Source organism: Pleomorphomonas carboxyditropha (assembly GCF_002770725.1).
Lineage (GTDB): Bacteria > Pseudomonadota > Alphaproteobacteria > Rhizobiales > Pleomorphomonadaceae > Pleomorphomonas > Pleomorphomonas carboxyditropha.
Window position 1 is genome coordinate 58,199 of the sequence record NZ_NQVN01000025.1, and the last position, 12,547, is coordinate 70,745.

A 12,547-nucleotide genomic window follows, 5' to 3' on the forward strand; every position below is an offset into this window, starting at 1 on the left:
TGGAGCAATCGGTCGATATAGCGCTCCGGCAACGCAAGGCGCCTGATACGCCCCTCATCCCCTTCTCGTCCTGAGGTCCTCGCCTTCGCGAGGATGACAATCCATGGGAGGCGATGCGCTCAGCGATGGCGGCGTGACAGGGACTGCACCAGCGTGCCCGGGAATTTGCCCCGGATACGTCTTCCTGCGCGAAGGCGCAGGACCTCGGGCCGGACGGGGCCGTGCCTCCATTGATGATCCCGCCCCACCACGAACCGCCGCTGTCCGCGGCCGGGGGGCCGGATACGACCTTGGTTCAACCCAGGAACCGTCGGTTGCTTGATACGTAGTCTTCCCGTCCGGCGATTCATGTAAGCCGGTCTGTAGAGGAGGACCACGCGATGTCTGATCGCATCATTCGGACCGGTCCGCTCGCCGTCTGCCTGACGCTGGCGCTGTCTGTCGGCGTTTCCGCCCAGAGCCTTTCGATCGGCGGACAGAACGGCGTCAACGCCGGTATCAGCACCAACAACGGCCTCGGCGCCAGCGCTTCGGTCGGCGGCTCGAACGGCGTCAACGCCAACGCGACGGTCGGCGGCAGCAGCGCTGCCGATGCCAACGCCTCGGTCGGCGGCTCGAACGGCGTCAACGCCAATGCCACGGTCGGCGGCAGCAGCGTCGCCGATGTCGATGCCACGGTCGGCGGCTCGAACGGCGTCAACGCCAACGCCACGGTCGGCGGCACCAACGGCCTCGCCGATGTCGACGTCACCGTCGGCGGCACGGCCCCCGGCACCACCCCCGGCGCCGATGACGGCACGGGCAACGCCGGAGGCGGGCTGACGCCGGCCCAGCAGGAGGCCTTCAATAATATGTCGGACAGCGAACGCCGCGACCTCCTGCGTCGCTGCGATAGCGTCAACGCCGGCAGCTACGATCCGCAGCTCGTCGCGCTTTGCCGGTTGCTGAAGCTGAGCGCCATGCGCTGATCCCTGCGACGCAAAGCGGGCCCGCTCCGCGGGGCGGCCCGCTTTGGTCGGATCTTTTCCAGCCTCACGCCATGGCTTCGAGGGCGCCCAGGCTCTCGGGCAGGATCTGGCCGCCATCGACGGTGATGGTCTGGCCGGTGATATAGGCGGCTTCCTCGGAGGCCAGGAACAGCGCGGCGTTGGCGATGTCGGCGACCGTGCCGAGCCGTTTCAGCGGGATCGACGCCTCCATCCTGGCGATGTAGTCCGCGCCCATCCCCTCGAGACCTTCCGTGAAGATATTGCCCGGCAGCACGGCGTTGACCGTGATGCCCTTCGGCGCCAGCTCGATCGCCGCCGTGCGCATGAAGCCGAGCTGGCCGGCCTTGCTGGCGCCGTAGTGCGACCAGCCGGGATAGCCGGTGACCGGACCGGTGATCGACGAGGTGAGGACGATGCGGCCGCCGCCCGCCGCCGTCAGCGCCGGCAGCACCGCCGACACGCTGAGGAAGGTCGAGCGGAGGTTGGTCGAAATTACCCGGTCGAAGTCGGCCGGCGTCATCTCCGCCAGCTTGGCCGCCGGGAAGATGCCGGCGTTGGCGCACAGCACGTTGATCGCGCCGTAGCGGTCGACCGCCGACTCAGCCATGGCCGCGCAGCCTTCCGGCGTCGACACGTCGGCGGCAAAGCCGCTGGCATTCGGCCCGATCGCCCCGGCGACGGCTACGGCATCGGCTTCGCTGCGCGATACCACCAGCACGTTGAGGCCGGCCTCGCCGAACCGCAGGGCGATTCCCTTGCCGATGCCGCGGCTGCCGCCGGTGACGATCACCGTCTTTCCATGTAGCGACTTCAACATTTCGTTTCCCCTTCTGTCGTTGCTTGACCAAAATTCCGGCACATCGACTACGCTTGCGGCAGCGGTCGAACAAAAAAGATGCGGCCGGCGGCGAGGTTGCGGAATTTCCCGGAAAACAACGGATTTTAACGCGTATTCATGCCGCTCTTGCAACCTTCGAGCCCCTCGCTCGCCGCACGGCTGCCCTTCGATGCCGGCCACCATGCCCATTGAAATTGATGTTGTAAACAACACATTTTTGCGACAGACTTCCAACATAACAAAAGGGAACAGACCAACCATCAGCAGGAAAGGGTTTTCCAATGGGTCCGATGTCCAGGCGCAACATGTTGCAGATGATGGGGGCGGCCGCTTTCGCCGGCCCGCTTCTTTCCATGAGCCGTGCCTTCGCCGCCCGCGAGGGCGAGCTCAACATCCTCTGCTGGGAGGGCTACAACTCAGCGCAGGTGCTCGACCCGTTCCGGTCGGCCAAGAGCGCCACGGTGAAGGCGGAAAGCCTCACCAACGATCCGACGATGATCAACCGCCTCCGGGCCGGCGAGACCAACGTCTGGGATCTGATCAACGTCAACAATCCCTGGGCGCGCAAGGTGATGGCGCCGGCCGGCCTGATCAAGCCGCTGCCGCGCGAAACCTTCGAGCCCTATTTCGACAAGATGCTGCCGGCCTTCAAGGCGCCCTACCGCTGGGCGATGAGCGACGACGGCAAGGACCTCCTCGGCATGGCCCAGCGCTTCGGGCCCTATTCCTTCGTCGTCAACACCGACAAGATCAGCCGGGCCACCGCCGAGGAGCAGGGCTGGGACCTGTTCAACGATCCGTCGCTCGCCGGCAAGTACGGCATCCTGGAATCCGACGACTGGAACGTCTTCGACATCTTCCTGACCGCCGGCATCAACCCGTTCGTCGAGCACACGGACGCCGACTTCAAGGCCTTCGAGGAGACCGCCGTCCGCATCTTCAAGGGCGCCAAGATGATCGGCGACATCGCCACCATGAACCAGGCGCTGATCTCCGGCGAGATCGACCTGCACTTCACCGGCGGCACCTATTCGGTGTCGCCGGCCCGCGCCGACGGCTACCCGAACCTGCGGGCGGTCACGCCGCTGAAGGGACCGATCGACGGCAAGGGCGGCGTGTCGTGGATCGAGATCACCTCGACGGTCAACAACCCGCAGCTGTCGCCGCTCGCCGCCCAGTTCCTGGAGTATGTCCAGGACCCGGAGGTGGCGCACACGGTGGCGTTTGCCGAAGGCACCTTCAACCCGGTGACGCAGATGGGCAACAAGGCCTGCTTCGATCTGTTCACCAAGGAAGAGCTCGACGCCATCCAGTGGGACAGCGTCGAGGAGGAGATGGCCCGGTCGGCCGAGTACGACATCGTGCCCGACTACGACAAGGCGCTGGAGATCGTCCTCGCCGCCAAGCGCCAGCGCGGCTGACCGCTCCCCGAACACTGCCGTCCGCCATATCCGGCGGACGGCTCCTCCCAAGTCTTGCCGTCAGGATCGCTCGCCCATGTCGTCTGTCGCCGCCTCTTCCCTGTCCGATTCATCCGCTGCCCCGAAGACGCCGCGGCCGGTGCTGCAACTCGTCGACGTCCGCAAGGTGTTCGATGGCTTCGCGGCGGTCGACGGCATCAGCCTCGACATCGAGGAAGGCGAGTTCGTCACCATCGTCGGCCCGTCCGGCTCGGGCAAGACGACGCTGCTCAGGATGCTGGCCGGCCTCGAAAGCCCCAGCGGCGGCTACATCACCTTGCGCGGCGAGCTGATCAACGACGTGCCGTCCAACCGGCGGCCGACCTGTCTGGTCTTCCAGTCCTTGGCGCTTTTCCCGCACATGACGGTGGGCGACAACATCGAGTTCCCGTTGCGCGTCCGCAAGATGGCGCCCGAGGAGCGGCGCAGGCGGGCGCTCGAGCTGATGGCCAAGGTGCGCCTGCCGGAAGACTATTACGCCAAGAACGTCATGCTCTGCTCGGGCGGCGAGAAGCAACGCGTGGCGCTCGCCCGCGCCTTCGCCTACGACCCCGACGTCCTGTTCTTCGACGAACCGCTCAGCGCCCTCGACTACAAGCTGAAGAAGCTGCTGGAAAAGGAGCTCAAGGATCTGCACCGCGAAAGTGGCAAGACCTTCGTCTACATCACCCATTCGCTCGAAGAGGCGATGGTGATGTCCGACCGCATCGGCGTCATGCGCGCCGGCAAGGTGGTGCAGATCGGCACGCCCGAACAGATCTACTCGACGCCGGCCGACCGCTTCGTCGCCGAGTTCTTCGGCGAGGTGAACGTCGTGCCGATCCGCCGCACGGAAGGCGGCTGGCTGCGCCGCGACGGCAAGCCGGTGGCGGTGGCGCCCGGGCTGTCCATCGACGGCGACGAAGCCAGTGTCGTCATCCGCCCCGAATACATGCGCTTCGTCACCGAGGAAGCCGGCGCCGACAACACGCTGTCGGGCACCATCTTCAACGAGTACTCGCTCGGTTCGCGTCTTCAGTATCAGATAAGGAGCCGCACCGGCCGCACCTTCCTCGTCGAGGTGCCGCGCGCCGCCGCCTGGAAGGGCGACGGCGAGGTGACCATCGGCTGGGATGCCGCAAACGCCATCGTGGTGGGAGGCTGAGATGGCCGACGGCTCGCTTTCCGCCCCCGCGCCGAAGCTCACGCCCGGCTTTCGCGCCTCGCTGCCGGTGCTGTTCCTGCTGGTCGCCGGTTTCCTCGCCCCGCTCGTCACCGTCGCCGCCTACGCCTTCGCGACGCCCAAGAGCTTCGACGTCTTCCGCTCCTTCACGCTGCAGAACTTCGCGGCGATCTTCGATCCGCAGAATACCGTCTGGACGTCGTTCGCCTGGGCGCTGGCGCTTGCCTTCTGCTGCGTCGCCATCCTGCTGATCGTCTGCTATCCGATCGCCTTCGGCCTCAACAAGGTGTTCGGCAAGTGGTCCGGCCTGGTGTCGGTGCTGTTCGTCTTCCCGCTGTTCGTCTCCGAGAACGTCCGGCTCTACGGCTGGGTGCTGTTCTTCATCAAGAACGGCGTGCTCGACGGAGCGCTGAAGTGGTTCGGCTTTTCCGGCGGGCCGGAGCTGCTCTACACGCCCGGCATCACGCTGTTCGGCATGGTCTACGTCTACCTGCCGTTCATGCTGTTCCCGATGACGCTCGGCATCGCCATGATCCCGCGCGACCTCGTCGACGCCGCCCGCGACCTCGGGGCCGGGCGCATGATGATCTGGCGCGAGGTGGAACTGCCGCTCGCCATGCCCGGCATCCTGATCGGCGCGCTGCTCACCTTCGTGCTGGCGGCCGGCGCGGTGGCCGAGGCCAAGATCCTCGGCGGACAGTCGGTGATCACCATCACCCAGGACATCGAGGTGGCCTTCACCTACGCCCAGAACTGGCCGCTCGGATCGGCGCTCGCCCTCATCCTCGTCCTCATCGTCTCCGGTCTGGCGCTCGCCGCCATGGCCCGGCTCGACCTCGACAAGATCCTCGGAAAGCGCTGAGCCATGCAGACCGTCGGACGTACCCGCACCCATTTCCTCATCCGCGCCTGGACCGTCTTCGTCGTGCTGGCGATCTACCTGCCGATCGCCTGCGGCGCCCTGGCCGGCCTCTCCAAGGGACGCTATTTCGCCTTTCCCGTCCGGATCTTCTCCACCGAGTGGTGGGGCAAGACCCTGGACTCCTTCGAAATCCACGTTCTGGTGCAGAACTCGGTGCTGATCGCCCTGATCGTCACCGTGCTGAGCGTCCTGTTCGCCTTCTTCGGCGCGCTGGCTTTCGCCCGCTACCCCTGGAAGGGCCGCCGCGCCTTCCAGCGCCTGCTGCTGCTGCCGATCTTCTTTCCGCAGCCGGTGCTCGGCCTGGCGCTGCTGCTCTGGTTCAACGCGCTCGGCATCAGCCCCAGTTGGAAGACGGCCGTCGTCGCCCATCTCGTCTGGATCGTGCCGGTGGTGACGCTGGTGATCGCCATCCAGGTGTTCAGCTTCGATCCCGTGCTGGAGGAGGCGGCGAGCGACCTCGGCGCCTCGCGCCTGTTCACGCTGCGCACGGTGACGCTGCCGATCCTCTGGCCGGGCATCTGGTCGGGCGCGCTGTTCGCCTTCCTCCTGTCCTGGGGCAACTTCCCGCTGTCGCTCTATACGGCCGGCGCCGACTCGACGATCCCGAAATGGCTCTATTCCAAGATGGTGGCCGGCTACACGCCGATGGTGCCGGCGCTCGGCACCATGAGCACGCTGACGGCGGCGGCGCTTCTGCTCGGCGGCGGCCTCATTCGGCTCCTCATCCGGCGTCGCGCCGAACTGCGAGCTCGGGAAGGATGAAGCCGCGGAAGCGGCTTCCGGCGCCAAGCGGCGCGGCGCGAAGCGAGTCATTCGAGACACGAAGCGTCTCGAATGACGGAAGCGGAGCGGAAGCCAAGGGCCGGAGGCCCGCCGGCGATTGAGGCGAAAAAGAGAAACCGTCGGCGACTGGGGCAGATAATAAGACGCCTTGACCGCTATGACCTCGACCTGAAAACCTCACTGATCAAGGGGATGGCCGAATCGGTGCCGAATTGGCCAAACGGGACCATGGCGCGCAGCATGAAGCGGACCAAATCATCGCGGCAGACCCAGATTCTGGCCGAGCTGGATTCGAGCCCGTCGCTGCGTGTCGCCGAGCTCGCCCGCCGGCTCGACGTTTCCACCGAGACCATCCGCCGCGACCTCGACGAACTGACGACGCAGGGTTTGCTCAATCGCACCTATGGCGGCGCCGTCCGGCCGCTGTCCAGCGAGCCGTCGGTCACCGAGCGGCATCGGCTCTACGTCGAGGAGCGCCAGCGCATGGCGCGCGCCGCGCTGAAGGTGATCGGCGACGGCCACGTGCTGATGATCGGCTCGGGCGCCACCACCGTCCACGTCGCCCGCCGCATCGCCGTCGAAATGAAGAATATCACCGTCATCACCCATTCCTTTGGCGTGGCGACGGTGCTGGCCTTCAACCCGACCATCAAGGTACTGATGCTGCCCGGCGACTATCACGCCAGCGAGGGCGCCACCGTCGGCGTGCACGCCGTCTCCTTCCTCGGCAACTTCTACGCCGACTACGCCATCACCGGCGCCTCGGGCCTTGCCGCCGACGGTCCGTCGGAGGCGCTGCTCGAATGCGGCGCCGTCTACACGGCGATGGTGGCGCGGGCCGCCAAATGCGTGGTGGTGGCCGACCATTCCAAGTTCGACGCCATCTTCCCCTCCCGCTACGCGCCATGGCGCGACGTCGACGCGCTCGTCACCGACGCCGCGCCACCGGAAAAGCTCGCCATGGCGCTTCGTCAGTCGGGCGTGGATCTGGTGACGGCGAGCTGAGGGATTTGCGTGCGGCGATGGAAAGCTGGCGACTCCAGCAGGAATACTTTTTCTCGGCAAAATCAACACCTTGCCGCCCCCAACCCGGTGACCTGCCCTTATTGATTCTCAAGGGGAATCTCTCGCTTTTCCCAACCTGTTTTCAGGGGAGGGCGCGATGAGCAACAAGCTACTGCATCTGGAAGACCTCATCGCGGTCATCGAAACAGCTATCATCATGAAAGAGGAGTCGGACGACATCGGGGACGACGACATCAACGAGGACACTGCGATGGTGGTCACTGATCGGCTTGGGTCGACTGCCGACGCTCGAGATATAGCCGTGGCTGCAAAGAAACTCTTGTGGCTTCTTGACAGGAGGGCGCCGGCATGAAGATCGACCCACGCACTTCCGAGGCGATGAAGCTCGCCACCGTCGCCAGCGACATCGAGGAACGGTTCCGCTCCGCCGTCGCCAGCGGGCGCTACAGCCACGAAGAGCTTGACGAGATGGAGCGGCGCGTCTGGTCTGCCAAGGCCGCCGCTGAAGACGCCCGCCAAGCTCTTGGTGGTCGGAAGGGGCGACGGAGGTGAAGATCTCCGGCCGGTTCAGCACCGTCGTGAAGCGCAATGGCTGGCCAGAGGAGCTTGCCCTGGCCAGCCAGCGCTTTGGAGAGGACTACCTCGCCGCCAAGCGTGCCGAGGATGCGGCGGCCATTCTCGTTGTCGAGCTCGTCCAGCGCCAGTGCCATGAAGAGGACTTTGTGTATTTCACCGTCTGGTCTGCGTTCGGAGAAAGTTTCTCCGAGATGCACAAGCGCGGATGGGGCTCAACGGCGGCTATTTCTGCGGCCGTGTTCCGAGCGGCCGAAGCGGCGCATGCTGTTTATTCTGGAAAAGAGAAGAAAGAGCCTTCAAGATTCCAAATCGAGGCGGCAAAGCTGTTACGTGAGCTGACAATTGACTAAAGACAACCATAAATTATAAGAGGTGATTCTCCATGAACGCGATGGTAATGCTTCGCGAGCGGAGATTTGTACGCTCAAATGGGCATGCACTTGACATAGACTCAAACACCGAGCACATTTTCCCCAACGTCGATAATTGTGTGATGGCCGCAGCGCTGAGGCGCGAGCGGCCTTTTTCATACCTCCCTGCTCGAGAAACGATCATGCGACCTGCGAATCTATTGCGGGCGACGACGGCTGTTTTGCCGGCGGCGGCTCCGAGCATTGCCCGTTCAGCGTGGGCTGTCGCCTCAGACAGCGGCCTTCGCCCTGTTCGGCCCCTTGGCCCCACGCAAGGCGAAGTAACGACGCGTGAGATTGCGGCGATGCTAGTTTGCCGACTGGCTGGCGACAGCAAGCCGGAGATCGCAGCGTTTGCGGGGCACCTTGGGCGCCTGCGGTGCGTCCGACCGTATGTGGTGACTGACGGCTCATCGCCCTTCGCCACCGTTTCCGGTGTGCCTGACGTCTGGTGCCAGACGGCCGGGCTACCGGCCGGTCACAGCTTTCTCGACCTCATTGAGGCTCTTGTCGTCGACGCTCTCGCCGGCCGGATGGACGAGGGGGCGCATTGGCTCAGATACATCAATCTGACCTTCTCGCGGCCATCGCTCTGTGCTGAGCTTCGCCTGTCGCCTGAAGGTCGCGACGTCCTCGACGGTGGCGGCCATCTGGCGGCGGCGATTGCGCCTCTGGCGGGCTTGCGCGCTATGTACGCAGTTGAGCCGCCATCGCTGCCGGCGAGCCTTACCGAGGCGCTGAAGGCTGCGGTGCGATCGACGCCGGAGCCTTCGCGGATCCGCGTCGCCAGGATGCTCGACGTCGGGGCGATTGCCGATCTTCTGGAGGAAATGAGAAATGACTGATGACCCCATCCGCGCCGCGCTTGAGGCGATGCGGAATAAGCTCCTGGCAGACCTCGCCGCTGTGGCCGTTCCTGACTTCGAACGGGACGTTCAGAAGGCCGGCATCGTGTTCGCCGAGACGATGCTCAGCAAGGTATCCGCGTTAGAAATCATGAACGGCTTGAAGCCACTTCGCAAGAAGCTCCGCAAGACCATCGCCGAAACGCTCGAACAGCACGACCCGGCTGGCGTGATCTCCCGTGAGCACCGCCGCGTGATGATGGATGCGGCCGAAAAGCTCTTTGTCGAGGAGATCCAGCGCGCCGCCGCTGAAGCCACCGATCCGACCGGGCCGGCAAACTGACAAGAAAAAGGCCGCTCCGGCGCCACACCGGAACGGCCTGAAACATCGTCATGAACCCCATCCCCGAACCACCAGGGACGTTTAGAATATGGCGCATACTGTTCGGAAAGTCAAACGCGCCCGTGTTCTCTCCCCGCGTCGAGGTCGCGCTCTTCGGCGCCGGGGTGAAATCGAGCGGCTGATCGCCTTCCGCGCTGAACACTGGCTACCTTGGCCGGACTTACAGGGCTTGTCCGACGTCTGGTGCGACAGCCTGTTCGTTGCGGTAGGAATGGCGCCGGACCTCCCCATGATGCAGCAATCCGGAATCGTGGGCATCGTTGGCGAAAGGACCGCACTTAGCTCCTGCCATAGGCTGGAAGAGTTTCTAGAGCGGGTCGGCGGGCGATATCAGCCGCTGACCGGCCCCAGCGCTGGAAAGCTGCTCCATCTCACAGCGGAAGAGCGCTGGGCTTGCTCGATTACTACAATGATGGCGATCGACGAGACCAAGGCGGAACGAGTTGCAGCCGTCGCGGAAGACCGACGCCAGCGTGATCGCGAACGGAAACGCCGTACACGCGCTGGGACGGTCAAAAAGCAGCGGGCGCTTTACGAGGCTGAGAGCCTCAGCAACAAGCGACCGTGGGAAGAACTCGGGATCTCGCGTCGGACTTGGTACCGCCTTGGAAAGCCAGATCCAGCCGCCGCGGAACAGGTTGGCACAAGTATGTCCGCGCTCAGTATATAATATATGGGAGTGGACACACTTGTGCCACGCCCTTCCAAGGCTGAAACGCCTTTCCAGATAAGCACTTGAGAGCCGATAGGCTCTTTCAATCATCAAATCACAAATCCGGTCCCGAAAGGGTCTCGACGCGGAACATCGAGCGAACCCGCTCAACGGCCCGGAGGGCCACTGAGGCGGCGCCGCGCGCCGCTCACGAAGAAGGATTTCGCATCATGGCTGCACGCGTCGGAGGGCTGTTCCTCGAACTAAACGCCGATGCTAGTGGTCTCGCCGCAGGCTTAGGCGCGGCTGATATGAAGATCGCTGCGTACGAGCAGAAAATGAAGCGGGCGGCGACCACGTCCGATGTTGCGTGGACTGCTTCGTTCGGCCGTATCGCTGCATCGGCTAGTATGGCGGCGGCTCGGATCGCCGCGTTTGGCGTTCCCGCTGTAACAGCCGGCCTTGCCGGCGCCGCTGCCGCCGCTCAAGCCTTCGCCCGCTCGCTCGCCGAAGTCGGCGACAAAGCCAAAATGTCAGGTCTGAGCAACCGAGCGTTCCAAGAGTTGGCTTACGTCGCCAAGGTCAACCGCATCGAGGTCGACGCGCTCGCCGATGCGATGCGTGAGTTGAGTATTCGAAGTGACGAATGGATTCGCACTGGCGGCGGCTCGGGCGCTGAGAGCTTCCAGCGTCTCGGCTTCACCGCGTCCGAGCTCGCTGAGAAGCTCAAGGATCCGTCGGCGCTTCTGGTTGAGATCGTCGGACGAGTACAACAACTGGATCGGTCGGCAAGGATCAGAGTCTTCGACGAAATTTTTGGTCAGGGCGGAGAAAAGGCCGTCCAGCTCATCTCTCAAGGCGCGGACGGCCTCCGGCGAACGGTGGTCGAAGCTCACGCGGTCGGGGCCGTCCTCTCCGACGAAGTGCTTGCCAAGGCCGATGAGATCGACCGGAAATTCACGGCGATCACAACCACCATCGGCATGGGGATGAAAGGCGCGATCGTCGAAGTCGTCAGCGCCGTTGATGATCTGATTGACAGCCTCAAAAGCGTCGACGAACAGGGCACCAACCGTCTTCAAGATCGCCTCGCCGGCATCGGTGCCGAGCGTGTCGATATCGAGAACAAGATCCTCGAGTTGAAAGCCCAAGACCGCGAAGGGATCGGCGGTGCTTGGGGTGCGGATAATTCAGCGATCATCAGCACCTTGGAAGATCAGCAAAAGGCCCTTGCCGAAGAAGAAGCGAGAATCCTCGATATTCTCGAAAAGCGCCGGAACACGACGAGCACGCCCGCCAGCACAGCACTTGAGCCGATCGTCGTTCCATCGACCAGCGCGGTTGCCGTCACGCCGCCAACTCCAGTTCCCGACCCGCGCAAGGATCTCTCCTACGTCTCTCCATACGACCAGGTGATGCAGAAGGCGCGCGAGGCGACTGCTCAGCTCGAGATGGAGCGTCAGGCGCTTGGCCTCACCACCGTCGAAGCCGACGCGCTGCGCCGATCGTTCGAACTGCTCAACGAGGTGCAAGCTCAGAACGGCAAGATCACGCCGCAGCAGCGACAAGACATTATCGACCTCGCGTCGTCGCAAGCGGTCTTGGCCGATGAGAACGAAAAGCTGAAGGCCAAAACGGAGGATTTCGCGAAGAGCGCCACCGACGCTTTTACCTCCGTCGCCGACTCGATCGGGCAGGCGCTCGCTGGTACCCGCGATTGGAAATCGGTCCTGTCCGAAGTGATCATACTGTTGGTCAACCTCGCGGCAAAGTGGGCCGGACCGAAAATCGCCGCGGCGCTCGGTGTTGGTACGTCGTCGACGCCCTCAACCGCCTCCGTCGCCGCGACGGTGTCGAAGACGCTTGCCGGCTCGGTGGCGAACGACAACGTGTCGACGGCGGCCGCGAGCAGCGTTGCCAATCTGGCGGCCTATCGCGAGGCCATTGGCTCGATCGAGAGCAGCGGCAACTACTCGGCTCTGGGTCAGGTTCTCTCCAGCGGCGATCGTGCCTATGGCAAGTACCAGGTCATGGGCAGCAACATCGGCCCATGGACGCAGAGCGCCCTCGGCTACCAGATGACGCCGCAGCAGTTCCTGAATTCGCCATGGGCTCAGGATGCCGTGTTCAATCAGCAATTCGGGAATTCGCTTGCCCGCTACGGCAACGCCAACGATGCCGCGAGTGTTTGGTTCACCGGCCGCCCCATGGCCACCGGTTCCAGCGCTGTGGATGCGCTCGGGACTTCCGGCTCGCAGTATGTGACCAACTTCAACTCCGCGCTGGAGAAGACGACGGGCTCGCTGGGCAACATGAACAGCACCGTCAGCGAAGCGGTGGGCTTGATCGGCAAGCCGGCGAACAACGCGACGTGGCTTGGTGGCAGTTCCACGGCGAGCGTGGCTCAGTCTGCATCCAGCGGCCCCCTGGATCTTGGCCAGTTCACCGGTGGCGGGACATCAGGCGGCTTCCTGACCAGCA

General features: G+C 64.1%; 13 protein-coding genes. 12 read left to right on the plus strand and 1 reads right to left on the minus strand.

Annotation, left to right across the window (positions count from 1 at the left end):
* The first annotated feature begins 380 nt into the window (after positions 1 to 380).
* Positions 381 to 968, plus strand: coding sequence for a hypothetical protein (locus CJ014_RS23605; protein WP_100082962.1), 588 nt, complete (start codon positions 381 to 383; stop codon positions 966 to 968).
* Positions 969 to 1,032: 64 nt separating this feature from the next.
* On the opposite strand, the gene fabG is transcribed toward CJ014_RS23605, so the two are convergent.
* Positions 1,033 to 1,806 (minus strand): 3-oxoacyl-ACP reductase FabG, encoded by a 774-nt coding sequence (fabG, locus tag CJ014_RS23610; RefSeq protein WP_100082963.1) that lies wholly within the window; start codon positions 1,804 to 1,806, stop codon positions 1,033 to 1,035.
* 302 nt (positions 1,807 to 2,108) lie between these two features.
* Between fabG and CJ014_RS23615 the strand changes: the two genes are divergently transcribed.
* From CJ014_RS23615 to CJ014_RS23665, 11 genes are all read left to right on the plus strand, one after another.
* Complete coding sequence (locus CJ014_RS23615) at positions 2,109 to 3,248, plus strand: ABC transporter substrate-binding protein (protein ID WP_100082964.1); 1,140 nt, start codon at positions 2,109 to 2,111, stop codon at positions 3,246 to 3,248.
* 76 nt (positions 3,249 to 3,324) lie between these two features.
* Complete coding sequence (locus tag CJ014_RS23620; RefSeq protein ID WP_100082965.1) at positions 3,325 to 4,431, plus strand: ABC transporter ATP-binding protein; 1,107 nt, start codon at positions 3,325 to 3,327, stop codon at positions 4,429 to 4,431.
* Position 4,432: 1 nt separating this feature from the next.
* The gene (locus CJ014_RS23625; protein ID WP_100082966.1) at positions 4,433 to 5,311 is read left to right on the plus strand and encodes an ABC transporter permease; all 879 of its coding nucleotides are present in this window, start codon (positions 4,433 to 4,435) and stop codon (positions 5,309 to 5,311) included.
* 3 nt (positions 5,312 to 5,314) lie between these two features.
* Positions 5,315 to 6,133: an ABC transporter permease gene (locus CJ014_RS23630; protein WP_100082967.1), complete on the plus strand. Its 819-nt coding sequence runs from the start codon at positions 5,315 to 5,317 to the stop codon at positions 6,131 to 6,133.
* A 261-nt stretch (positions 6,134 to 6,394) separates the two neighbouring features.
* Entirely contained in the window at positions 6,395 to 7,159 is a 765-nt protein-coding gene (locus CJ014_RS23635) for a DeoR/GlpR family DNA-binding transcription regulator (protein WP_100082976.1), read from the plus strand.
* A gap of 157 nt (positions 7,160 to 7,316) precedes the next feature.
* Positions 7,317 to 7,532 (plus strand): hypothetical protein, encoded by a 216-nt coding sequence (locus CJ014_RS23640; protein ID WP_100082968.1) that lies wholly within the window; start codon positions 7,317 to 7,319, stop codon positions 7,530 to 7,532.
* Positions 7,529 to 7,732, plus strand: a complete 204-nt coding sequence (locus tag CJ014_RS23645; RefSeq protein ID WP_100082969.1) for a hypothetical protein — start codon at positions 7,529 to 7,531, stop codon at positions 7,730 to 7,732. Before CJ014_RS23640 ends, CJ014_RS23645 begins: the two co-directional genes overlap by 4 nt.
* Complete coding sequence (locus CJ014_RS23650) at positions 7,729 to 8,106, plus strand: hypothetical protein (RefSeq protein WP_100082970.1); 378 nt, start codon at positions 7,729 to 7,731, stop codon at positions 8,104 to 8,106. Before CJ014_RS23645 ends, CJ014_RS23650 begins: the two co-directional genes overlap by 4 nt.
* Before the next feature lie 458 nt (positions 8,107 to 8,564).
* Positions 8,565 to 9,011, plus strand: a complete 447-nt coding sequence (locus CJ014_RS23655; protein WP_165790967.1) for a hypothetical protein — start codon at positions 8,565 to 8,567, stop codon at positions 9,009 to 9,011.
* Complete coding sequence (locus CJ014_RS23660) at positions 9,004 to 9,354, plus strand: hypothetical protein (RefSeq protein ID WP_100082972.1); 351 nt, start codon at positions 9,004 to 9,006, stop codon at positions 9,352 to 9,354. The genes CJ014_RS23655 and CJ014_RS23660 overlap by 8 nt, the downstream gene beginning before the upstream one ends.
* 942 nt (positions 9,355 to 10,296) lie before the next feature.
* Positions 10,297 to 12,547, plus strand: a 2,251-nt coding sequence (locus CJ014_RS23665) for a hypothetical protein (RefSeq protein WP_100082973.1), incomplete at its 3' end; no start/stop codon positions are given.

Excerpts from the sequence above, each read along its gene's own strand:
- CJ014_RS23605 (WP_100082962.1), top strand. The coding sequence starts at position 381 with ATGTCTGATCGCATCATTCGGACCGGTCCGCTCGCCGTCTGCCTGACG.
- fabG (WP_100082963.1), bottom strand. The coding sequence starts at position 1,806 with ATGTTGAAGTCGCTACATGGAAAGACGGTGATCGTCACCGGCGGCAGC.
- CJ014_RS23615 (WP_100082964.1), top strand. The coding sequence starts at position 2,109 with ATGGGTCCGATGTCCAGGCGCAACATGTTGCAGATGATGGGGGCGGCC.
- CJ014_RS23620 (WP_100082965.1), top strand. The coding sequence starts at position 3,325 with ATGTCGTCTGTCGCCGCCTCTTCCCTGTCCGATTCATCCGCTGCCCCG.
- CJ014_RS23625 (WP_100082966.1), top strand. The coding sequence starts at position 4,433 with ATGGCCGACGGCTCGCTTTCCGCCCCCGCGCCGAAGCTCACGCCCGGC.
- CJ014_RS23630 (WP_100082967.1), top strand. The coding sequence starts at position 5,315 with ATGCAGACCGTCGGACGTACCCGCACCCATTTCCTCATCCGCGCCTGG.
- CJ014_RS23635 (WP_100082976.1), top strand. The coding sequence starts at position 6,395 with ATGAAGCGGACCAAATCATCGCGGCAGACCCAGATTCTGGCCGAGCTG.
- CJ014_RS23640 (WP_100082968.1), top strand. The coding sequence starts at position 7,317 with ATGAGCAACAAGCTACTGCATCTGGAAGACCTCATCGCGGTCATCGAA.
- CJ014_RS23645 (WP_100082969.1), top strand. The coding sequence starts at position 7,529 with ATGAAGATCGACCCACGCACTTCCGAGGCGATGAAGCTCGCCACCGTC.
- CJ014_RS23660 (WP_100082972.1), top strand. The coding sequence starts at position 9,004 with ATGACTGATGACCCCATCCGCGCCGCGCTTGAGGCGATGCGGAATAAG.